Here is a 21158-nt window from a genome sequence, read left to right as displayed (position 1 = left end):
CAGTTTCAAAAACTTCTTCTGGCCACCAAAAAAGCGCCCACCACCAACAAAACGGCGCCGAGTAGCGCAGGCAGGTTGTCGCGCAGCGCAGCAGGCCCGGCCTTGTAAATATCCACCCCCAACCCCGCTACCAGTTGGCTGGCGACCAGCACCGAAATGGTGGTCGCAGCCCCCAGCTTTTGGTAACCCAAAATGCCGGAAAAGACAAAGAACGAGCCCAGCAAGCCGGGCAACAGCATCCAGCCCCTGAAATTGCCGGTCACCTCAGCCAGGGCGCTGGCGCCGTTTTTGGCGAACAGCAGCGCCATCAACAGCAGCAGGCCGACGCTGGAGTTGATCACCAGAGCGATCAGGATCGTCGATGCGCTTTCGCTGATGCGCACCATCAGCAGGTTCTGGACGACCAGGCTGACACCTGCCGCCACCAGCAGCAATAACATGATATTCATAGAATTAGCGGACCGGCGGCGATTTTTCGTGATCAAGCTGCAACTGCAAAAAGGTCAAATCCAGCCATTGGCCGAATTTGGCGCCCACTTCGCTCATCCGCCCCACGTTCTGGAACCCCAGATTAAAGTGCAGCTGTATCGACGCGGTATTGCCGGATTCGATGCCCGCCACCATCACATGTTTACCTATCGCTCTCGCCTGTTCAATCAGGGCTGTCAGCAGGGTTTTCCCCACCCCGCCGCCGCGGCTGTCGCGCCGCACATACACCGAGTGCTCCACGGTGTGACGATAGCCGTCCCACGCCCGCCAGTCGCCGAACGAGGCATAGCCAATCACCTCACCCGCCTCATTGTTGGCCACCAGCACCGGGTACCCCGCCGCCTGGCGTTCCGCCATCCATGCCGCACGGTTTGCCGCATCGACGGTGAGTTCATTCCAGATCGCCGTGGTGTTAAGCACGGCGTCGTTATAGATAGCGGCAATGCCTTCGCTATCGGTTATAGTCGCATTACGGATAAGCATGTTGACCCCCTGGTTGACTGTCCACTATCATACTACGATATGAATAATAAATTAGACAACCTAAATCAGCGCATCGGCGCACGCATCCGCATCGAACGCGAAGCCCGCCATTGGTCCTTGTCCGATCTGGCCGAACGGGCCGGCGTTTCGCGGGCCATGGTGCATAAAATTGAACGCGGCGACAGCAGCCCCACCGCCATGCTGCTGGCCAGGCTCTCCGGCGCCTTCGGCCTGAGCATGTCCAAACTGATTGCGCGTGCGGAAACGCAGGAAGGCCGGCTGCTGCGCCGGGAGGATCAACCGGTCTGGGTCGATCCCGAGAGCGGTTACGTTCGCCGTCATGTGTCCCCGCGCTCAGACATTCCGCTCGATCTGGTGCGCGTTGAACTGCCCGCCGGGGCGGAGATCCCGATGCCGGCCTCCGTCTACGCGTTCAAACGCCAATTAATCTGGCTGCTGTCCGGCGAGCTGGTATTCCTGGAAGGGGAAAATCGCCATGAAATGGCCGCAGGGGATTGCCTTGAACTTGGCCCACCGGCGGACTGCGTGTTCAAAAACGAAAGCGGCGAACCCTGCATTTATCTGGTTGTGGTGATGAGCAAGGCCTGAAGAAAGCAAAAAGCCCGCAAAGTTATCCTCTGCGGGCTTTTTCACGTCAGGCGAAACGATTACAGGGTGAAGTTCAGCCCTTCGACCACCGTCTGCTCCAGCGGCAACCGCCCTGAAGGGATCTCCTTTTGCTGCAGGAACTCCGGCAACTGGGATTTATCGCCCGCTTTGCCGATCGCCACCATGCCGTGCACCACATAGTTATCCGGCAGGTTCAGCGCCGCCTTGATTTTGTCGTGGTGGACGCCGCCCATGCAGTGGGTCAGCCAGCCTTTCAAGTGCGCCTGCAACGCCAGGTTCGCCCAGGCGGCGCCGGCATCAAACGCATGGCTTGGGTTAGCGACTTCCTTATCGCCATTCAGGCTGGTGGTTTTGGAGATGACCACCACCAGCGCCGAGGCGTGTTGCGCCCAACCGCGGTTGAACTCAATCAGGAAATCCAGGTAACTGTCCCAACTGGCCGAGCCGTGCTTGCTGTAAGCAAAACGCCAGGGCTGAATGTTATACGCCGAAGGTGACCAGCGCGCCGCTTCAAAGAAGCTCAGCAGGGTTTCGTCGTCGATAGGATCATTGGCCAGCGCACGCGGCGACCAGCGTTCAATAAACTGCGCGTCAATCGGGTAATCAGAAGTTCTTGGCTGGCTCATGGACATCTCTCTCATGGGAATGGAATACCGAATTTACCCAATATTCCCACGCCCCACATCAGAAAAGTTTTTATTTTGTGCTGTATTCAATACCGCAATTCCTGCTGCAACCAGCCCAGAAACGCCCGCACCGGCGGGTGTCGTTCGCGCCCCGGCACACACAGCGCAGTATAAGCGGCGCCCGGCACGCCAATTTCCGGTCGATAAGCCACCAGCAGGCCGTTACGCACCAGATCGGACACCATCACCGAACTGGCCAGCACCAGCCCCTGCCCGGCCACCGCCGCCTGCAAGGCATAATGCTCCTCATCGTAGGCCCGCAGCGACGTGTGCCGCTGCCACCAATCGACCCCGGCAGCCAGGCACCAGTCGCGCCAGCCGTTTTCATACAGCGTTGAATCGCGCCAGCGAACGGTGATCAGCGCAGGGGTTTGCAACTGTGTGGCAGACAGCCCCGGCGCGCCGTAAACGCCAAAACGTTCTTCCAACCGTGCGGCCTGATGCAACCGAGGATAATTGGCGCTGCTGTAGCGTATGGCAATGTCCACGCTGGCGTCCTGCTGCAGGTCAATCACCTCAGCGCAAGCCTCCAGGCGAACCAGATAATGGGGATAAGCCTGATAAAAACGCCCCAGGCGCGGCACCAGCCACAGGGCGGCGAAAGAATGGGTCACGGAGACGCACAGCGCGCCGGCGCTGGGCACCGGCCGCAGCGCATCCAGCGTATTTGCCACATCGAGCAGCGCGGTATGTACCCCAGCGAACAAACGCTCCCCTTTCTCCGTCAGCCGCACGCCGCGCGGCACCCTGTCGAACAGGGCAAAACCCAGTTGCCGCTCCAGCGCCTTGATCTGGTGCGAAACTGCGGTCGGGGTGACCGCCAGCTCCAGCGCAGCCTGTTTAAAACTGCGCAGGCGGGCGGCGGATTCAAAGGTGCGCAGTGCGGTGACCGGAAGCGTGGCGAACATAGTGGACAATCCATAGGGATGAATTGAATTCATCCTGGCAGAGAAAGCGTCATTTGTCGCCTATTCCCTGCTTCCCATAGAGTGGCGATGACAATTTCACGCTCGGCAAACGGAGAATCACATGAATTCAACTCATCAACCCAAACGCCTTATCGTGCTGGTCGGCAGCCCGCGCCGTGACGGCAACAGCGCCGCTTTGGCGCAAGCCGTCATGGCGGGCGCCGCCGAGGCGGGGACCGGGGCCAGCCTGCATTTTCTGGATGACTATATCAGCGGATTTCTGACGGACGAGCGCCACAGCCCGCCGCCGGCCGATCGCTATGGCGAACTGTTCCTGGAGCATTTTCTGCCGGCCGATGCGGCGGTGTTTTGCACCCCCATTTACTGGTACGGCATGTCGGCACAGACCAAAGCCTTTTTCGACCGCGCTTTCAGCTATTACGCCGACGCCTATCCGGATGCGAAGCAGGTGCATCAGCGCATGAGCGGCAAACGCATCGGGCTGGCGGTCGCCTCGGAAGAAACCTACCCCGGCGCGGCAATGGGTATCGCGCATCAGATCCAGGAGTTCAGCCGCTACTCGCACTCCGAGTTTGTCGGAGTGGTGCACGGCGCGGGCAACAGCCGGGGCGAAATCGACCGCGATCCGCGTAACCCGCTGTTGGCCGCCCGCGATCTGGGGCGCGAGATCTTCACGCGGCCCTATTCGGATTACCGGATGGATACGCCACGCAGTTCGCAGGTTTGGCCAAATTGATGCAACACAGGGGCAGCCCGCTGCCCTTTATTAAGGTTACGCAAACATATGTAGCAATATATTGCCGCCCATTGGCCCGTTGAGGTAAACATCATATGATGCACCTGGCCGACCGGCGCGCCCATCAACTCAAAGTGAATCAAGATGTCGAAACAGTGGAAAATAACGGCGGCCAACGCTGGCCTACAGCTTTACACCCGGCTGGGAGGGCATTTCAAAGACAAGGCCACGTTTAAGCCGGACCTGGTTTTCGACAGTATCGTTATTTTTTCCACCACCGCTCTTGGCGATCTGATGTTCAATACGCCGGCCATTCGCGCGCTGCGCGAACGTTATCCGGCGGCCGGCATCACTCTCGTTTCCAGCCACAAAAACAAGCAACTGGTCGCGACCAGCCGTTACTTTGACCATGTCATCTATTGGGATCATAAAGCGAAAGACATGCTTGGCGTGATTTGCCAACTGCGAAAACGCCGGCCCCAGTTGGCCATCATCCTGCACTCAAAATCCCCTTATGACGTGATCACCGCGATTACCGCCGGCTGCCATTATGTGTTCAAAGACGCCTACGGCAATAAAGCCACCGGCATGGAACGCTGGCTGAGTGGCGTAAGCCGCAGCACCGGCGGGCATTTAATTCAGCGCAAGCTGGATCTGGTGGCCCAATTGGGTTGCGAGACTCAAAATACCGAGATGTTTATTCCCATCGCCTTCCCGCCCAGAGACAAGGCCGTGGGGAAAACCGTTATCGGCTTCCAGATGGGCGCGTCTGAACCGCTGCGCTGCTGGCCCGTCGGCCAGTTTATCCGTCTGGCAAAGCTCTTGCTGGCGCAGTCGGCGCATAACCAAATTGAATTAATCGGCGCCCCTAAAGAGCGGGATATCGAGCAGGCGTTTATGGCGGGATTGACGGCAGCCGAACGGCAACGGGTGGTCAGCCATATCGGCAAAACCACGCTGCCGCAGCTGCTGGCGGTCATGGAGAACATGCAGGTTCTGGTGACCGGCGACACCGGCCCGTTGCACCTGGCCATCGCCCTGAAAACGCCGACCGTCAGCCTGTTTGTCACGGCAAATCCGCAACACACCGGCCCCTATCAAAATAGCGAACTGCATCAGGTGATGTACGTGCCGGTCGATGCCGAAAAACTTAGCGTAGCGCAACGCCGTCAACCGCTCAGCATCATCACCGAGAACCAGGTGTTTGAAAAAGTGGCGAATGCCTTGGCACTCGCCCCTCTTCACGGCTGATCAATTTTCGGCAGGCGGTGGCGACGTCAATACCATCGCCACCGGGAACCAGAACAGATACCAAAATTCGGCCGGGTTGGCGATGACAAACATGCCCTGCGAGCAATAGAAGATCAGCATAAACAGGTATAAGGCGGCCTCCAGGCGGCGGCCGGCCCTGATATGGCTCAGCGCAAGCCGTGCGCCAAACGCCAGCAACGCGGCGAATAAACAGAACCCGACCAATCCTCCCTTGAGCAACGCGCCCAGATACAGGCTGTGGGTCGTATGAATAAACTCACCGGTATAGTTGGTAAAGGCCAGTTCTTTATCAAAGCCATAGCCAAAAAACGGCGCCTGACCTATCAGCGACAGGCTGTGTCGCCAAATGCTCATGCGCACAAAACTCTGTTGGTACAGCTCTTCAAAGCGCGTAATCAGCATCTCGCCAATGTCAGAAAACAAAACGACGACGACGGCAAGTATCATCGTGGTCGCAATGCCCATAGCCGTTTTTTTATTGAGCGTAACGAATGAGGTCGTCAACGCCAGCGCTGCCAATAACGCAATCAACGGGCCACGGCTTTGCGTCAGCACCATAAAGGCAAACAGCGGCGGGATCGCCAGCAGCACTTTCTTTTGCCGGGTATCGCGCACTACCATCAGGCTTAAAATAATGCCCACGGCGGCATAGCCGGCGAGATCGATCACATTACGCGGGCCCGGATTGAGGGCCGAGGTCTCCCTGAGGGTATAAATAGCGTGATAATCGCTTATAGCCAGATATGCGCACAGCAGCACAATGCCGGCAATCACCGCGCAGAGTAAGAAATTACGCCTGGGCCCAGCCAGCAAGGTGACAAGCAGGGCAAGGTAGATCAGAATATAAGCGCTGTGGGTAAAGGCTGACCCCGTATCGTCCGGCGTTCCCCCCCAAAGATTGCTGGCGGAGTAATAGGCCAAAAAACACGCCGCCAACACCAGCCCCTGTACCGCCTTGCGCTGCTTTAGCCATGCCGAACGGAGCTCCGGGCGGGTGACCAACGCGATAAGGTAAAAAAAAGCGGCAATATGGAATAAATTATTGACCCGGGTATACCCGCAAAACACGGCGCTGAAAAATGAAAAGGCCAGGAATGGGTATACATAGAAAGCCGTAGTGACATCAGCCTTTTTTGAAAAAATCATTATAATCAACCTTTTCAAAAACATTACTGTCAATGGCGCTGCTCAACGAAAAATTCTTGATGGCGATACTGTTGTTTTTCATTCTTTCACTGGCGTGGCTAAAAGCAGGCATGATGATATCGTCAATTTTTTCAGGTAAAAAAGTGGGCAGTTTATTTTCCTTCGTTTCATAAAAGCGCGGCAAATGGAAATTATTCATATCCAATCCGGCAATAAACAGCTGTTTGAACCCCAGAAATGAAATGATCTGGAAAGCCCAATAAACCACCGTACCGGCATCGAAAATGCCGCGCCGGATATCGTGAGTGAAGGCGATGGTTTTATTGGCCGATGAAAAAGAGACGCTGCGGTCGTTTCGGTAATGCTCCCACAGCTCTGAGGGGGTTATTTTGGGGCTGTAGATTTTAAAGGCCGCGTCTTCTACCACGGCAAACCGGCACTTCACGCCCGCCAGCGTAAACCGGTCGATTATTTTGGCAATGCCGTGCACCGTGGTAAAAAGAATTAAATCCGGCTTCAGGATAATGTTTTCTATAATATCCGGCCGTTGATCAATAAACCCCATATCGACAATAACGTAAAAGTGAAAATCGACCCGCGGGTGCAACGAATAAGCGCCATTAACCCCCATTGTCGGCATGGCGGGAATATGGTTAAAACACATATCCTTGACCGAAGGCCCGGTTGCGGTAAGCAGCAGCGGCCCCTGGCAACTGTCTTTCAACGCGGACAGCGCTACCAGTGGAACCGGCTTTTTTTTATAATGCAATACGGCAATTTCGCCGCTTTGGGCCCGCTCAATCCTCACATAGGGCCAGAGATTTTCATTGTGCCGATAAGGGCGAGAATGAGAATACCGATATACCTGCTTAAAAAAACTGCCCATCTGGCCCATTTCCCCTGGTCAATGCATTGGCATCTGAGCTGATTGCTCTTATTTTAATTACGCCAACTCAAAACCCGAGTATCTGAGCATTTATTACAGTGGGCAATTTTATCAATTTGAATTATTCGTCACGATAGAGATAAGAGATGTGTGCATTTGTAACCCAGGTTAAAAAAATGCAGGGAAACGTAATTATTCTCTTTTTGAAAGATAAAACTGCGGCAGAAAGCGCTGCCGCAGAATGAGATTGGGGGCTTAACCCTGAGGGAATTGGGGTATTGGGGTATTGCGCACGCGGCCATCACGCCGCCTTGATCATCAGGCTGGCCGTTTGTCGCCGCCGATGGTTTCCCCGAACGGGCCGGTATTCACCGTACGCGCCGTCGGGTTCAACGGCTGCGCCAGCGGCAGCAGCGGCATCACCAGTTCGGCGAAGCGATGGGCCTCTTCAAGGTGCGGGTAGCCGGAAAGGATAAAGTTGTCGATACCAAGCTGCCGATACTCGAGAATGCGCTCCGCCACCTGCTGCGGATTACCCACCAGCGCGGTGCCGGCACCGCCGCGCACCAGGCCGACGCCGGCCCACAGGTTAGGGCCGATGCGCAGATCGTCCCGCGAGCCGCCGTGCAATGCGCTCATGCGTTTTTGCCCGGTGGAATCCATGCGCGCAAAAATTTTCTGCGCGGCGGCAATGGTGCCTTCGTCCAGATGGCTTATCAACCGATCGGCGGCGGCCCAGGCCTCCTCTTCCGTCTCGCGCACGATGACGTGCAGGCGAATGCCGTAGTTGAGCTTGCGCCCCTGTTGTTCGGCGCGTTGGCGTACCACCGCCAGTTTCTCCGCCACCTGCTCCAGCGGCTCGCCCCAGGTGAGATAGGTGTCTATCTGGTTGGCGGCGATACCGATAGCCTCTTCGGAGGAACCGCCGAAATAGAGCGGCGGGCCGTTTTCCTGCACCGGCGGGAACAGCAGTTCCGCGCCTTCGACACGAATGTGCTTGCCTGCAAAATCAACCTTTTCGCCCTTCATTAAGCGCTGGTAGACCTCGAGAAACTCCTGCGTCACCTCATAGCGCTCTGCGTGGCTAAGAAAAATGCCGTCGCCCTTGTTCTCCACCGGATCGCCGCCGGTGACCACGTTGATCAACAGCCGCCCCTCGGACAGCCGGTCCAGTGTCGCCGCCATGCGCGCAGCCAGGCTCGGCGGCTGCAAACCTGGCCTTACCGCCACCAGATAGCGCAAACGGCGGGTGATCGGCGCCAATGCCGCCGCCACCAACCAGGAATCTTCGCAGCTCTTGCCGGTGGGGATCAGCACGCCGTAATACCCCAGATTGTCGGCGGCCAGCGCCACTTGTTGCAGGTAGGGTAAATCCACCGGCCGCCCTCCTTGGGCGGTGCCGAGGTAACGGCCGTCGCCGTGGGTCGGCAGGAACCAGAAAACGTTAATATTCTCTTTCACGGACTCAGTCATTATGCCTTTCCCATATAACCATTCCTGGTTTTTATCGATAGAAAATTACCCTTTGGTTATAAATCTGTTAGCAGGATGCATGCCAGCGTCGTGGGATTTTTTAGTTGTTTAAAATCATCCGGTTGTAGATTTACAGCGCGAGTAAAACTGCTGCATTGGCAACAACCGTTGCTGATGAACTGCTGCTTTTGCAGCACCCCGCGCTTTGGCTCCCCTCGCCGTTGGCGCCCTGCTGGGATAAGATTTTTTCTCCGTTAGCCTCGGCCAAGCCTGGAGCCGCCCAATGCATAACCCGCAACCCTATGCGCCAGACAAACCGGTGCTGATCGACCCGGCGTCGATCGCCTTTCAAAGCGTGCTGGACCGGCTGGCGCCGACCGAAGCCACAGTGCTGATCGTCGGTGAAACCGGCACCGGCAAGGAGGTGGTGGCGCGCTATCTGCACCACAACAGCCTGCGCCGTCATCAGCCGTTTTTGGCGGTGAACTGCGGCGCGCTGACCGAAAGCCTCGCCGAGGCCGAGCTGTTCGGCCATGAGAAAGGCGCCTTTACCGGCGCCACCAGCACCCATCAGGGGTGGTTCGAGGCGGCGGAAGGCGGCACCCTGCTGCTGGATGAAATAGGCGAGTTGAGCCTGCCATTACAGGTAAAACTGTTGCGGGTATTGCAGGAACGGGAGATCACCCGCGTCGGTTCGCGCAAGGCGCTGAAGGTAAATGTGCGGGTGATTGCCGCCACCCATGTGGATTTGGCCAACGCGATCCGCGAGCGCTTGTTTCGCGAAGACCTCTATTATCGGCTCAACGTAGCCGCAGTTACGCTGCCGCCGCTGCGCCAACGGCCGGACGATATTCCGGTGCTGGCCCAGCATTTTCTTACTCTGTACGGCCAGCGGTTGGGGCGGCCACGGCTGCGGCTGGCACCAGAAACCCTGCAGGCGCTGCTGGATTACCACTGGCCGGGCAACGTGCGTGAACTGGAAAATACCCTGCACAACGCCGTGCTGCTGAGCAAAGATGCGCTGATCGCCCCCCACCAGCTGCGGCTAAATCAAAACCTGCAAGATGCCGGCATCGCCGGTGATGACGCAATCGGGCACTTTATGCGCCGCCAGTTGCAAGGGGACACCACGCAGCTCTATCAGCGGGTACTGAACTCGCTGGTGCGCAGCGCCTTCGAGGCCAGCGACGGCAACCAGTTGCAAACCGCCATGCTGCTTGGCATCAGCCGCAACACGCTGCGCACCCACCTGGCGCATCTCGGGTTGATCAAGCCGCGCCGCCGCGCCGCCTCTACCGCCGTTTCGCCTCCCGCCGCCTGGCCGCAGCAGGAACAACAGTTGCGTATCGGCTATCAGAAATTCGGCAATCTCGGGGTGCTCAAAGCGCGGCAAAGCCTGGAGCAGCGTTTCGCCGACCGGCACATTAGCATCCTGTGGAGCGAGTTCCCCGCCGGGCCACAGCTGTTGCATGCACTGAACAACGACGAGATCGATTTCGGCACCACCGGCGAGGTACCGCCGATTTTCGCCCAGGCTCAAGGGCATGGCATGGTCTATGTGGCCTATGAACCGCCGGCGCCGCAAAGCGTGGCGATGGTAGTCCCGAACGACAGCCCGATCCGCAGCGCCGCCGATCTGCGCGGCAAGCGCATCGCGGTCAACAAAGGCTCCAACGTCCACTATTTACTGGTGCAGATGCTCGACGAGCAAGGGCTGGCGCTAAGCGACGTACGCATAGTCTACGCGCCGCCGAAGTATCCGCTGTCGGCGACCGACTATCAGGCGGTAGACGCCTGGATGATGTGGGATCCGTTGCTCAGCGACGCGCAGCGTTCGGGGGAATTGCGGGTGATCGCCGACGGCACGCAGCGGGTGCTGAATCAGCAGTTCTATCTGGCGAGACGTCGCTTTGCCGAGCAGTCGAGCGATCTGCTCCAGCAGGTGATGCTGGCGCTGCAAAATACCGGCCGCTACATTGCCGAGCATCCGGTTGAAGCGGCGCGTTATCTCTCCAGCGAACTGGGGTTGCCACCGGCCTCGCTTGAGCTGGCGTTGTCGCGCCGCAGCCATGAAACCCGCGCCATGAATGTCCAGGTGATCCGCGAACAACAAAGCATTGCCGACCGGTTTTACGCCCTGGGCCTGCTGCCCAGAGCGATCACCGTGCGCGATGCGGTGTGGCCGATGTAAACCACTATTGCTGAAGAACTCGGCGCTATATACCCGATAGATCTCGAGTTGCAGCTAGGCGGCAAGTACGTGGGTTCCCAGGAGCTTACTCAAGTAAGTGACTGGGGCGCGCGTACGCAGCCAACAACGCTGCAGCTTGAAAGATAAAGGGTATCAGACATAGGGTTCGCCAAGGGTCAGCATCAGCCGGTTAGCCCAGGCAAAGAACGCCGTTGATTGCACCAGATCCAACAGCGCCAGTTCGTCCAGCCCCTGCTCGCGCAGCGCTGCCAGATGCCGGGCTTCAGCCTGCGGCGGCGTGGCGGACAGCGCGGCGGCAAAATCAATCTGCGCCCGCCAGCGATCCCCTTGCCCCTCACTCAGTACGCCGCCCGGCGCTACGTCCAGCAGACGCTGCACCTCTTCCGTTTGTTTCGACAGTTGCGCTGCCTTGCGCGCATGTACCGAAGCGCAATAGATGCAACCGTTGACCTTGCTGGCCACCGTCGCCGCCAGTTCGCGATCTTTACGCTCCAGCCCGCCGGGGGTATAGAAAATCGCCCTGTCCGCCAGCGTGCGCTGTTCCAGCACCGGATGATTGCGCGCCAGCAGGCGGAAATAATCCGAATCGCTATGGCCGAAACGCGTCAACAACGCCTGGCCCGGCTCATCAAACTCCGCCAGCGGCTTGGCGGCGATCCAGGGTTCCCACCCCAGTTCCTGGCGGGTAAACACCGGCGGCGCATGGCGGCCGCTCAAGGTAACGGGGTCGGTACGCCAAGCGCCGGCCCTGACCGGGGTGCCGGTCACCTCAACAGGTTTGTCGCCCAGCAGCCGGTAACCGGTCAGCAGGCGGCTTTGGAAGCTGACAAACGCGATCAGTTGCGACAGCGTGACGATATCGTCCAGCGACCAACCGGCCTGTTGCAACCCCTGCAAATGCTGAGCGTCGGCGCTGGCGGGCTTGAACGCCAGCCGTTCGGCATGAGCCAGCGCCGCCTGCCAACGCGGGCCGGCCGGTGCACCGCCCTGCTGTTCCAGCAACGCCGCGTAGTGTGCGGCCAATGGCTGGTCGGCCTGCCATTCGCTGATGCACTGGGCGATCAGCAGCCGCTGCGCCGGCGGAAAATCCCCGGCGTCGGCGGGAGCAAACAGCGCCTGATAGCTGGCCTGAATGGCGCCTGTCGCCGCCTGCCGCGTCGCTCTGGCCTGCGCCAATGCCGAACCGGGCACGATCTCCGCCAGCGTCGCCAGCAGATCTTCAGTGTTCAATGCGGTTGTCATACCTTTTCCTCAGCGTGATGTTCGTGGGAGATGGAAGCGGGATTGCGGCGTTGCCAGCCCAGTTCCGGAGCAACATGGCGGGCGATCAGCTCGATCGAACGCAGCACATGGGCGTGCGGCGGGTCGATCGAATGCACCTGAAACGCCAGATCGGTCACCCGTGCCAGCGCGCTGTCTTGTTGCAGCGAGGCAATAACCTGATCCGTCGTGCCCAGGTGCACGTCAAAGGCGCGAATCAATCCGTCGAGTGATTCATCGGACGGCCGGTGGCCGCTGGCGCGCAGGCGTTCCAGCCCCCGCCCAAGCCCCTGTGCGGCGAAGTCACGCGCCTGCTGGCTGTGGTCGGTGACAAACGCCGTGCGCGAGCCCATGATGCGCGGCGCTATGCCGGGCGGCAGCGCCGCCAGATAGGCGTCGATAATCGGGTTTTGCAACGCGTCCAGCGGCAAATCCGGCGTATCCGCCGGGCGGGGTTGAGTGCGCGACAGCATCAGGCCATCACCGGCCCGCCCTGCGCGCTCGCCGCCTTCCACCGAGAAAGTGGCTTGCCAGACGCGCCGCGCCAACTGCGGCGCTGCCGGATACAAGCGGTTATCCTCGCCGCCCAACGCCTCGCCGCGCCAGGCCCGCAGCAGGGTATCGAGGTTATCGGCAAACACCGCGTTGCGCTGTTGGGCATCGAACCCGAAGGCGCTGAACGAGGACGGGGTGCCGCCGGCGGCAATGCCAACCTCCAGCCGGCCGTCGGACAACAGATCCAGCACCGCGGTGTCTTCCGCCACGCGAATTGCCGATTCCATCGGCAGCGTGATAACCCCGGTGCCCAACCGAATATGGCGGGTACGCGCCGCCACCTGCGCCAAAAACACCAGCGGTGAAGGCAGGCCGCCCTCATCCTCATGGAAGTGGTGTTGCGCCACCCAGGCGGTATCAAACCCGGCCCGTTCGGCATGCACAATCTGTTCGGTCGCCAGCCGGTAACGCTGTTGCGCGCTGCCCTGATCCAACAACCGGGTGAAAAAACCAAGTCTCTTACTGCTCATGGAACGCGTCCTCATTCTTTGGCTGTGCGGCATACCCTTGGCGGCCGGGAATGGCCTCAATCAGCTGGCGGGTGTAATCGCTGCCCGGCATGGCGAACAGGTCGCGGGTCGCGCCACCGTCCACCTGCTGCCCACGGTGCAACACCGATACGCTGTGCGAAATCTGCCGCACCGTCGCCAGGTCATGCGAGATAAACAAATAGGTCAGCCCCAACGCTTGCTGCAAATCCTGAAGCAAGCGCAGGATCTGCGCCTGCACCGTCACGTCCAGCGCCGAAGTGGCTTCGTCCAGCACCAGGACCCTTGGCTGCAACACCAGTGCGCGGGCGATAGCCACCCGCTGGCGTTGGCCGCCGGACAGCTCGCGCGGCTTGCGGCCAAGCAGATCGTCCGGCAGCGCCACCCGTTCAAACAGCTCACGCACCCGACGATAGCGCTCGGCTTTGCCCAAGGGTTCGAAGTTCAGCAGCGGCTCTTCAATGACCTGATACAGCGTCTGCGAAGGATCGAGCGAACCGAAGGGGTTCTGATACACCAGTTGGATGCGGCGGCGGAACTGGCGCAGCGCTTCCCCCTTCAGCCGGGTGAAATCGGTGCCGTCGATAATGATTTGCCCGGCGTCCGGCCGCTGAAAACCGAGCAGGCAGCGTGCCAGCGTGGTCTTGCCGGAGCCGGATTCCCCCACCAGCGCATGAGTAGTGCCGCTCTGCACACTGAAAGAAACCTGATCCAGCGCGCGGTAGCTTTTGCCGCCGGAGCCGGCCAGACGAAAATCTTTCACCAACCCGTTAACCTGGATCGCCGGCGCTTGCGTGCCAAGGTTTAGCTGCGGCGCGGCGCCGCCGGCCAACGAAGGCACATCGGCAAACAGCCGGCGGGTATAGTCGCTGGCGGGGGCACGCAGCACCTCGGCGGTCACGCCCTGTTCCTGCACCCGGCCGTGGCGAAACACCAGCAGCCGATCGGCGCGCTCCGCCGCCACCGCCAGATCGTGGGTCACCAGTAATACCGCGGTGCCGAATTCCTGCCGCAGCTCGTCGATCAGATCAAGAATGCGTTTCTGCACCGTGACGTCCAGCGCGCTGGTGGGCTCATCGGCGATGATCAGCGCCGGCTGCAACGCAATGGCGATAGCGATCAGCACCCGCTGTTTCATGCCGCCGGAAAGCTCGTGCGGATACTGCCGCACCCGCAGCTCCGGGTGCGTCAGGCCAACCCGGGTCAACAGTTCCACCACCCCCGCTGCTGCACCTGCTTGCGCGGCAAGCGGCGGTGAATATTGACGATCTCCGCCACCTGCTCGCCGATGGTTTTTACCGGGTTAAGCGAGCTGGAAGGGTCTTGCGGGATCAGGCTGATTTGCGCACCGCGCACCGCATCCAGTCGGCGTGACGACCAGTGGGTAATGTCGGTGCCGTTGAGGCGGATTGCCCCCTGCTCCAGACGGCCGTTTTCCGTCAGCAAGCCAATGATCGCCTGCGCGGTGGTGGTCTTGCCCGAGCCGGACTCACCGACCAGCGCCACCACCTCACCCGGTTGGATCGAGAACGAAACGTCGTGTACCACCCGGCGGCTGCCGGCCGCCTCCTGATAGGCGATGGACACCTTGTCCAGCTCCAGCACCGGCGTGGCGGCGGCCCGTTGCAATGCGGTTTGAATGCTCATCAGTGCGTCCTCGCCAGCGCGCGGCTGATGCGGTTAGCCGCCAGCACCACCGCCACCACCGCCAAACCGGGGAAAGTGGTCAGCCACCAAGCGGTGGAAATGTAGTTGCGCCCTTCGGCGATCAACAGCCCCCACTCCGGCGTTGGCGGCGGCGTGCCGTAGCCGAGGAAGCTCAGGGTGGCGATCGCCAGAATGGCGCTGCCGAATTGCAGCGCCGAGAAGGCAATCACCGAGGTCAGCGAGTTCGGCAGAATGTGCCGCCACAGCACCGCCCAAAAGGTGCCGCCACTGCCATAGGCCGCCTCGACGTAATCGCTGTGCCGCACCCGCACCACTTCCGCGCGCGCCAGGCGGGCGAAATTGGCGACCGAGGTGATCCCGACGGCGATGGCGGCGTTCACCGTGCCAAACCCCAGCAGGATAATGATGCTTAGCGACAACAGCAGGCCGGGAATCGACAGCAGCACATCGACCAGGCGCATGACCGCATCGTCCGCCACGCCGCCCACCGCACCGGCAATCAGCCCGAGCGCGGTACCCAGCAACAAGCCCAGCGCCACCGCCACCAGCGCGGCGGACAGCGTTTGCGAAGCGCCATAAACAATGCGTGCGTAAAGATCGCGCCCCAATTGATCGGTGCCCAGCCAGTGTGTCCCGCCCGGCGCCAGCCGCTGCGCGCCGGCAATGCCCTCGGTGCCGCTGTAGGCAGTAAATAGCTGCGGCGCCAGCGCCCACAGCACCGCGATGGCGATCACCGCCCAGGCCAGCAACAGCGTCACCGGTACGCGCCTGCGGCGGCGCGGGCGGCTGGCCGGTAAAGTGCCTTCGCTTTCCAGCCCGGCCAGATCGCGTTCCGGCACGGTCGCTTTTTCAAAGGAGATACTGCTCATACGGCGGCTCCTGTTTGCGTTTTCAATCGGGGATCCAGCAGCGGGAACAGCAGATCCACCAGCAGGTTGATGGTGACGAAGGCGGCGGCGGAAATCACCACAATCGCCTGCAACACCGCCACGTCTTGATTAAGCACCGCCTGAAGTGTCAGTTGCCCCAGCCCGCTGCGGCCAAACACGGTTTCGGTGATCAGCGCCCCGGCGATCAGCTCGCCGAACAAAATGCCGGCGATGGTCAGCGCGGGCAGCATGGCGTTGCGCGCCACATGCCGCCACAACACCCCGCTGCGGCTGGCGCCTTTGGCGCGCGCCACGGCGACAAACGGCTGGGTCTGGACCTGATCGATACTGCGGATCAGGATCTGCGCCAGCGGGGCGGAGATGGGTACCGCCAGCGTCACGATCGGCAGAATCAACCCTTCCCACTCGCCCGGGTTGATCACCGGGATCAACTTGAGCTGGAATGAAAAGACCTGGATCAACACGATGCCCAACCAGAAGGTGGGCACCGAGACAAACAACGAGGGCAGCGATTGCAACGCCGATCTCAACCCGCCGAAACCGCTCAAATTGGAGAGAAAGGCAATCGCCAGCGCCAGGAGCAGCGCCAGCGAGAAGCCCAGCACCGCCAGTTGCAGCGTGGCGGGCAGGTTGGTGGCCAGCAGATCGGTGACCGGCACGCCTGCCTGAATCGAGTAACCCAGATCGCCACGCAGCACGTTGCCCAGCGCGTGCAAATACTGCTGCCACAGCGAGACGTTGGCCCCATAAGCGGCGCGCATATCGGCGATTTGCGCCGGGCTTAACCCCATGTCCGGGTTCTGGAACTTAATCAGAATCGCATCGCCGGGCAGCACCTGCAGCAGGATAAACGACAGGGTGAAGGTCGCCCACAGCACCAGCGCCGCCTGCCCAATGCGCCTCGCCAGATATCGGGTCATCGTGGCCTCCTTAATGTTTCTCTAACCAGGCGCCATAGAAACTCGGGCGGCCGACCGCTTCAAAACTGACGCCCTTCAGATAAGGCGCGCCGGCAAACACCTGCGGCTCCTCAAAGAACGGGATCACATAGGCCTGATCGAGCAGGTAGTTTTGCGCCTCGCCGGCGATTTGCAGGCGTTTTTGCGCATCGACTTCGGAAGCGATGCCCAGCAGCAGCGCGTTCAGCTTGTCATCGCTGAATTGGCTGTTCTTGCCGCTGCCGCCTTTTTGCAGCAGCGCATCGCGGTTAGTCGGGTAGAACTGGCTTTTAATCACGTCGGGATCGGCGCGGCCCACTTCCACCACCGTCGCCGGGGTTTTCTGCGGATCGAGGTTATCCGCTACCCGGCTGCCGGCGTCGCCGGCCAGGATGTTCAGCCGCGCCCCCACCTTGCCCCACTGCTGCGAAACCAGCTGCAACACCGCCTTGTTCTGTGGCTGCGGCAGGGATTCATACACATTCAGCAGCAGTTTTTTGCCCTCTTTCTCGCGCAGGCCGTCGCTGCCCTTTTTCCAGCCGGCTTCATCCAGCAGACGGTTGGCTAACTGCGGATCGAACTTCAGCTTGTCGGACAGATCGACAAAACCGGCGGCGGACGAGGCGATGACCGATTTGGCCTGCGGGTAATTGGCGGAGAACAGCGTCTCGACGATTTGCTTGCTGTCGGTGGCATGCAGCAGCGCCTGGCGCACCCGCAGGTCGCTCACCAGCGGGTTGTCCGGCCGGAAGGCGACGCTGTCGTTAACGCCACGCGTCGGGGCGGCGTAAATCGTGAACCCCTGATCCTGCGTCTGCTTCTCGTCATAAGCCTGAATTTGGCGAATAAAGTCCGCCTGACCGGCCTGCAACGCGCCAATGCGCACGCTGTCTTCACCGGTGACGATCACCTTGATGCCGTCGAGATTGGCGCGCCCCTGCTGCGCCAGTTTGGCCGGCCCCCAGGTGTAGTCCTTGCGTACGCTGAGATCCACTTCGCGCCCCAGCGTTTCGCCGCTGACCACGAACGGGCCGGAGCCGATGATATGGCGCGCGTCGCCGAGTTCGTCGTAACTGCGGTTCAGGGTGCCGAGGGACACCAGCCCCGAGCCGATGGTGGCGGTGCCCTGCAGGAAGCCCGGCGATGAACGTTTGAAGTAAAATTTGACGGTCAGCGGGTCGATCACTTCGCTGCGGTCATAGTTGTTGATCACCTCCGACACCGGCAGGCGTTTGTCTTTATTGCCCAGACCGTAGGTATCAAAATTCTTCGCCGCCGCGTTGGCGTCCAGCGGCGTGCCATCGGAGAAGGTGACGCCCGGACGCAGCTTGAAGGTGTATTCGGTTTTATCGGCGTTGCTGCTCCAGGATTCGGCGATCCACGGCTCAATCTCCAGCGTTTTCGGGTTCTGATAGGTCAGTTTGTCGGTGATCTGGTTGAGGATACCGCCGTTGGGGTAGAAACCGCCGGAGGGCGGGTAAAGGTTGGTGTGCGCCTGCTGTTCCAGGTAGACCAGCGTGCCGCCCTGCACCGCCGCCAGCGCCGGATGAACGCTCGCCGCCAGGCCCAATGCCACTGTTATCCCGCCGGTTAATGTGTTGAAAGAGAACTTAAACATAGATTTGCCACGCCTTCTTTATTTCGGAACGTTATGGGTGAGATAACAAACCAAATCGGCGGGGAGTTGAACGAACTAATTTCGCTAACCAAGGGTGGAAAACGCACAAGGCGCTCTGGCTTGGCAGAATAGAGGTAATGTTATAGTGTATCAAAAACTAAAATCAGGAGAGCCAGGATGAAAATTCAACTCTCGCTGCTGTTCCTTGGCCTGCTGGCCGGGCGGGCGGCCGCGTTTCAGTCGAAGGTGCCGGAACCGCAGCCAGAACAGGCGCGTGCGGCGGAAAGTAACCTCGAGACCATGTTCTATGGTTTTCACGCGATGGATGCGCAGGCGATCAACATCGGCACCTGCGCAGCATTGCCGCAGGCCGGATGCCAATGCGCTTTCTGCACCCAGCTGCGACAGGCCGGGCTGGCGAAATGACCACCCGGCCTGACCTTATCGGCAGGCCGCGGCGTCAGGCGCGCCAATCCGCGGCGCCGGGTTGGAGAAACGGGTCAGCGCCGTCAGCGCCACCGCGATAATCAGCGACGTGCCCATAAAGACGTAAGACGCCTGCGGCCCCTGCGTAACGCCATTGAGATAGCCGACAATCCAGGCGCCAACAAATGACCCCAATGCGCCGAAACTCACGATGAATGCCATTGCCCCCGCCATCACGTTCCGCGGCAGCAACTCCGGGATCGCCGCAAAGAACGGGCCGTACGGCGTATACATCGCCCCGCCGGCTATTACCAGCAGCACATAAGACAGCCAGAAATGATGGGCTCCGAGCGTGAAGGACGCGCAAAAACATACCGCGCCCAATCCCAGGAACAGCAGCACTACCGGTTTGCGTTGCTGATATTTATCAGAGAAGTAGGATGCACTGAGCATGAGCGGCACCGCCAGCAGATAGGGCGCGGCGGATAACCAGCCGGTAGCGACGATGCCCATGCCGGAGGCCGTTTTCAAAATCGACGGCAGCCACATGATGAAACCGTACATGCCGATATTCCAGAAGAAATGAATAAACGACAGCGCCAAAACCTTGCGGGAACGGAATGCCTCACCGTAATTTTTAATCGGTTGCATGCCAGTCTGTTCAGCGGCCAGCGCAGCCTCGAGATCGGCTTTTTCCTGCTCGCTGAGCCAAGCGGCATCTTTTGGCCGATCGACAAATATTACCCACCAGATTGCCGCCCAGATAATCGCCGGCACCCCTTCAATGATGAACATGCCGCGCCAGCCGAAGGCATCGACCAAATAACCGGACAGGATCGACATCCACAGCACGGTGATGGGGTTACCCAGGAACAGGAAGGTATTGGCTTTCGACCTCTCCTGCTTGGTAAACCAATGGCTGAGGAATACCAACATCGCCGGCATCACGACACTCTCCGCCACCCCGAGCAGGAAGCGGATAACGGCCAAGGTCGCCACATTGCTGACCAAGCCGGTGGCCGTGGCCAAAATCCCCCACAGCACCAGACTCCCAAAAATCAGCGCCTTCGCGCTGCGTTTCTCGGCGTAAATGCCGCCAGGCACCTGGAAAAAGAAATAACCGAGGAAGAACAAGGCTCCCAGCAGTGACGACATGCCGGGCGTAATATTGAGATCCTGTGCCAGCCCTGCCGCTGCGCCAAAACCGTAGTTGGCGCGATCAAGGTAGGCCAGGCTATAGGTGATAAAAGCCAGTGGGATAAGCTTTCGCCAGCGGATTGGCGCCAGTTTGACGGGTAAATTGATGTTCATGTGAGTTTTCCCAAGGGAGGTTTAATGAATACCGGTCCATACGGGCAGACAGGGCTTTTCTGTTTATCATTTTAAAAAACCACATGTCATACCATTACTTGTATGACATCCTTCAAGATCAAAAATGAATCACTATTGCACCGCAATCAATCGCCAGTACCGTAAATTGAAATGGCGATCACAAAATAAATTTATGACGCCTTGGCTGGGTCCAGCCACGCAAAAATGCGGTGAAAAACTTCACACCTGTAGCGCGGCGTGCTATACCACAGGCATGTTGTAGGACAACTTATGCGACGGATATCATGAGTCTTCAATCAATCCAAAAACACAACGTGGTCAACGCGGTTTACGAACAAATCAAAGAAAAACTGTTGGACGGCAGTTGGCCGCCGGGGAGCAAACTGCCTTCAGAAGCCGAACTGACCGCCTCTTTCAACGTCAGCCGGGTCAGCATTCGCAGCGCGGTGCAGCGGCTGCGCGATTTGGGCATTGTGGTGACCCATCAGGGCAAAGGCAGCTTCGTCGCCAAACACCTCAATCCGCAAAACCTGTTCAACGAACAGCAACCCATCATGCACCTCAGCCGTGAAGAGTTTCACGACATGATGGTGTTCCGCCAAACGGTAGAGTTCAAATGCATGGAGCTGGCGGTATTAAACGCCACACCGGAAGACATCACCGCGCTGGAACAGGCGCTGAACCGCATGCTGGTCAACAAAGACGATTACAAGAAGTATTCCCAGGCCGATTTCGAGTTTCATCTCGCGATCGCCAAAGCGTCGCAGAACAAAGTGTTCTACAACGTGATGCACTCGATCAAAGACACCTATTACTACTATCTGGAAGAACTGAACCGGGCACTGGGCATCTCGCTGGAAAGCGTCGAGGCGCACATCAAGGTGTTTATGGCGATTAAGAACCGCGACTCTTCTACCGCCGTTGCGGTGCTCAATGAGGCGATGGCGGAGAACGTCATCGCCATCGAAAAACTCAAGAAGACGGCATCGGGCAGCGAGTAGCTCGCTTGCAAAGGGCGCAATAAATGCGCCCTCAAGCGAG

At 59.5% G+C, this 21158-nt stretch carries 19 protein-coding genes and 1 pseudogene; 6 read left to right on the top strand and 14 right to left on the bottom strand.

Annotation, left to right across the window (positions count from 1 at the left end; genetic code table 11):
* Window positions 1-5 precede the first annotated feature (5 nt).
* The gene (locus SPL01S_RS00705; protein ID WP_063196931.1) at window positions 6-449 is read right to left on the bottom strand and encodes a DMT family transporter; all 444 of its coding nucleotides are present in this window, start codon (window positions 447-449) and stop codon (window positions 6-8) included.
* A 4-nt stretch (window positions 450-453) separates the two neighbouring features.
* Complete coding sequence (locus SPL01S_RS00700) at window positions 454-972, bottom strand: GNAT family N-acetyltransferase (protein WP_063196929.1); 519 nt, start codon at window positions 970-972, stop codon at window positions 454-456.
* Between the two features lie 39 nt (window positions 973-1011).
* Between SPL01S_RS00700 and SPL01S_RS00695 the strand changes: the two genes are divergently transcribed.
* The gene (locus SPL01S_RS00695) at window positions 1012-1581 is read left to right on the top strand and encodes a helix-turn-helix domain-containing protein (RefSeq protein WP_062867945.1); all 570 of its coding nucleotides are present in this window, start codon (window positions 1012-1014) and stop codon (window positions 1579-1581) included.
* Window positions 1582-1640: 59 nt separating this feature from the next.
* Here SPL01S_RS00695 and SPL01S_RS00690 read toward each other — a convergent pair whose 3' ends face one another.
* Window positions 1641-2228 carry a nitroreductase family protein gene (locus SPL01S_RS00690; protein ID WP_013813687.1) on the bottom strand — a complete coding sequence of 196 codons (588 nt, stop codon included), beginning with the start codon at window positions 2226-2228 and terminating at the stop codon, window positions 1641-1643.
* 86 nt (window positions 2229-2314) lie between these two features.
* Window positions 2315-3196, bottom strand: a complete 882-nt coding sequence (locus tag SPL01S_RS00685; protein ID WP_062867946.1) for a LysR substrate-binding domain-containing protein — start codon at window positions 3194-3196, stop codon at window positions 2315-2317.
* A 121-nt stretch (window positions 3197-3317) separates the two neighbouring features.
* Here SPL01S_RS00685 and SPL01S_RS00680 point away from each other — a divergent pair, with 121 nt between their 5' ends.
* Complete coding sequence (locus tag SPL01S_RS00680) at window positions 3318-3953, top strand: flavodoxin family protein (RefSeq protein ID WP_063196927.1); 636 nt, start codon at window positions 3318-3320, stop codon at window positions 3951-3953.
* Window positions 3954-4097: 144 nt separating this feature from the next.
* Window positions 4098-5204 (top strand): glycosyltransferase family 9 protein, encoded by a 1107-nt coding sequence (locus SPL01S_RS00675; protein WP_062867948.1) that lies wholly within the window; start codon window positions 4098-4100, stop codon window positions 5202-5204.
* On the opposite strand, the gene SPL01S_RS00670 is transcribed toward SPL01S_RS00675, so the two are convergent.
* The 3 genes from SPL01S_RS00670 to ssuD all read right to left on the bottom strand — a co-directional run bounded on the left by SPL01S_RS00670 (window position 5205) and on the right by ssuD (window position 8730).
* Window positions 5205-6371 (bottom strand): O-antigen ligase family protein, encoded by a 1167-nt coding sequence (locus tag SPL01S_RS00670; RefSeq protein WP_063196925.1) that lies wholly within the window; start codon window positions 6369-6371, stop codon window positions 5205-5207.
* Complete coding sequence (locus SPL01S_RS00665) at window positions 6349-7257, bottom strand: WaaZ-like lipopolysaccharide core biosynthesis protein (protein WP_063197221.1); 909 nt, start codon at window positions 7255-7257, stop codon at window positions 6349-6351. The genes SPL01S_RS00670 and SPL01S_RS00665 overlap by 23 nt, the downstream gene beginning before the upstream one ends.
* Window positions 7258-7575: 318 nt before the next feature.
* Complete coding sequence (gene ssuD, locus SPL01S_RS00660; RefSeq protein ID WP_063196923.1) at window positions 7576-8730, bottom strand: FMNH2-dependent alkanesulfonate monooxygenase; 1155 nt, start codon at window positions 8728-8730, stop codon at window positions 7576-7578.
* Between the two features lie 283 nt (window positions 8731-9013).
* Here ssuD and SPL01S_RS00655 point away from each other — a divergent pair, with 283 nt between their 5' ends.
* Window positions 9014-10921 (top strand): sigma-54-dependent Fis family transcriptional regulator, encoded by a 1908-nt coding sequence (locus SPL01S_RS00655; protein WP_063196921.1) that lies wholly within the window; start codon window positions 9014-9016, stop codon window positions 10919-10921.
* A 153-nt stretch (window positions 10922-11074) separates the two neighbouring features.
* Here SPL01S_RS00655 and SPL01S_RS00650 read toward each other — a convergent pair whose 3' ends face one another.
* The 6 genes and pseudogenes from SPL01S_RS00650 to SPL01S_RS00625 all read right to left on the bottom strand — a co-directional run bounded on the left by SPL01S_RS00650 (window position 11075) and on the right by SPL01S_RS00625 (window position 18359).
* Window positions 11075-12184 carry an alkylhydroperoxidase domain protein gene (locus SPL01S_RS00650; RefSeq protein WP_063196919.1) on the bottom strand — a complete coding sequence of 370 codons (1110 nt, stop codon included), beginning with the start codon at window positions 12182-12184 and terminating at the stop codon, window positions 11075-11077.
* Window positions 12181-13227 (bottom strand): putative FMN-dependent luciferase-like monooxygenase, encoded by a 1047-nt coding sequence (locus SPL01S_RS00645; protein ID WP_063196917.1) that lies wholly within the window; start codon window positions 13225-13227, stop codon window positions 12181-12183. The genes SPL01S_RS00650 and SPL01S_RS00645 overlap by 4 nt, the downstream gene beginning before the upstream one ends.
* Window positions 13217-14892: pseudogene (locus SPL01S_RS00640) on the bottom strand (dipeptide ABC transporter ATP-binding protein). The gene SPL01S_RS00645 and the pseudogene SPL01S_RS00640 overlap by 11 nt, the downstream one beginning before the upstream one ends.
* Window positions 14892-15782: an ABC transporter permease gene (locus tag SPL01S_RS00635; RefSeq protein WP_013813698.1), complete on the bottom strand. Its 891-nt coding sequence runs from the start codon at window positions 15780-15782 to the stop codon at window positions 14892-14894. The pseudogene SPL01S_RS00640 and the gene SPL01S_RS00635 overlap by 1 nt, the downstream one beginning before the upstream one ends.
* Window positions 15779-16723 (bottom strand): ABC transporter permease, encoded by a 945-nt coding sequence (locus SPL01S_RS00630; protein ID WP_063196915.1) that lies wholly within the window; start codon window positions 16721-16723, stop codon window positions 15779-15781. The genes SPL01S_RS00635 and SPL01S_RS00630 overlap by 4 nt, the downstream gene beginning before the upstream one ends.
* A 10-nt stretch (window positions 16724-16733) precedes the next feature.
* A complete protein-coding gene (locus SPL01S_RS00625) occupies window positions 16734-18359 on the bottom strand; it encodes a TIGR04028 family ABC transporter substrate-binding protein (protein WP_063196912.1) in 1626 nt (541 codons plus the stop codon).
* A 177-nt stretch (window positions 18360-18536) separates the two neighbouring features.
* Here SPL01S_RS00625 and SPL01S_RS00620 point away from each other — a divergent pair, with 177 nt between their 5' ends.
* On the top strand, window positions 18537-18785 hold the full coding sequence (locus tag SPL01S_RS00620) for a hypothetical protein (RefSeq protein WP_062867958.1): 249 nt from the start codon (window positions 18537-18539) through the stop codon (window positions 18783-18785).
* Between the two features lie 15 nt (window positions 18786-18800).
* Here the strand turns inward: SPL01S_RS00620 and SPL01S_RS00615 are convergent, their stop codons facing one another.
* The gene (locus tag SPL01S_RS00615) at window positions 18801-20096 is read right to left on the bottom strand and encodes an MFS transporter (protein WP_063196910.1); all 1296 of its coding nucleotides are present in this window, start codon (window positions 20094-20096) and stop codon (window positions 18801-18803) included.
* Between the two features lie 305 nt (window positions 20097-20401).
* On the opposite strand from SPL01S_RS00615, the gene SPL01S_RS00610 reads away from it, so the two are divergent.
* Complete coding sequence (locus SPL01S_RS00610; protein ID WP_062867960.1) at window positions 20402-21118, top strand: FadR/GntR family transcriptional regulator; 717 nt, start codon at window positions 20402-20404, stop codon at window positions 21116-21118.
* Window positions 21119-21158: the final 40 nt, after the last annotated feature.

The organism is Serratia plymuthica NBRC 102599, assembly GCF_001590925.1.
Classification (GTDB): Bacteria; Pseudomonadota; Gammaproteobacteria; order Enterobacterales; family Enterobacteriaceae; genus Serratia; species Serratia plymuthica.
This window is presented reverse-complemented; position numbering and strand designations above follow the sequence as displayed.

Coding starts and splice junctions, on each gene's coding strand:
- SPL01S_RS00645 (WP_063196917.1), bottom strand. CDS start 13,227: ATGAGCAGTAAGAGACTTGGTTTTTTCACCCGGTTGTTGGATCAGGGC.
- SPL01S_RS00700 (WP_063196929.1), bottom strand. CDS start 972: ATGCTTATCCGTAATGCGACTATAACCGATAGCGAAGGCATTGCCGCT.
- SPL01S_RS00650 (WP_063196919.1), bottom strand. CDS start 12,184: ATGACAACCGCATTGAACACTGAAGATCTGCTGGCGACGCTGGCGGAG.
- SPL01S_RS00635 (WP_013813698.1), bottom strand. CDS start 15,782: ATGAGCAGTATCTCCTTTGAAAAAGCGACCGTGCCGGAACGCGATCTG.
- SPL01S_RS00680 (WP_063196927.1), top strand. CDS start 3,318: ATGAATTCAACTCATCAACCCAAACGCCTTATCGTGCTGGTCGGCAGC.
- SPL01S_RS00630 (WP_063196915.1), bottom strand. CDS start 16,723: ATGACCCGATATCTGGCGAGGCGCATTGGGCAGGCGGCGCTGGTGCTG.
- SPL01S_RS00655 (WP_063196921.1), top strand. CDS start 9,014: ATGCATAACCCGCAACCCTATGCGCCAGACAAACCGGTGCTGATCGAC.
- SPL01S_RS00690 (WP_013813687.1), bottom strand. CDS start 2,228: ATGAGCCAGCCAAGAACTTCTGATTACCCGATTGACGCGCAGTTTATT.
- SPL01S_RS00670 (WP_063196925.1), bottom strand. CDS start 6,371: ATGATTTTTTCAAAAAAGGCTGATGTCACTACGGCTTTCTATGTATAC.
- SPL01S_RS00665 (WP_063197221.1), bottom strand. CDS start 7,257: ATGGGCAGTTTTTTTAAGCAGGTATATCGGTATTCTCATTCTCGCCCT.
- SPL01S_RS00610 (WP_062867960.1), top strand. CDS start 20,402: ATGAGTCTTCAATCAATCCAAAAACACAACGTGGTCAACGCGGTTTAC.
- SPL01S_RS00625 (WP_063196912.1), bottom strand. CDS start 18,359: ATGTTTAAGTTCTCTTTCAACACATTAACCGGCGGGATAACAGTGGCA.
- SPL01S_RS00675 (WP_062867948.1), top strand. CDS start 4,098: ATGTCGAAACAGTGGAAAATAACGGCGGCCAACGCTGGCCTACAGCTT.
- SPL01S_RS00620 (WP_062867958.1), top strand. CDS start 18,537: ATGAAAATTCAACTCTCGCTGCTGTTCCTTGGCCTGCTGGCCGGGCGG.
- ssuD (WP_063196923.1), bottom strand. CDS start 8,730: ATGACTGAGTCCGTGAAAGAGAATATTAACGTTTTCTGGTTCCTGCCG.
- SPL01S_RS00615 (WP_063196910.1), bottom strand. CDS start 20,096: ATGAACATCAATTTACCCGTCAAACTGGCGCCAATCCGCTGGCGAAAG.
- SPL01S_RS00685 (WP_062867946.1), bottom strand. CDS start 3,196: ATGTTCGCCACGCTTCCGGTCACCGCACTGCGCACCTTTGAATCCGCC.
- SPL01S_RS00705 (WP_063196931.1), bottom strand. CDS start 449: ATGAATATCATGTTATTGCTGCTGGTGGCGGCAGGTGTCAGCCTGGTC.
- SPL01S_RS00695 (WP_062867945.1), top strand. CDS start 1,012: ATGAATAATAAATTAGACAACCTAAATCAGCGCATCGGCGCACGCATC.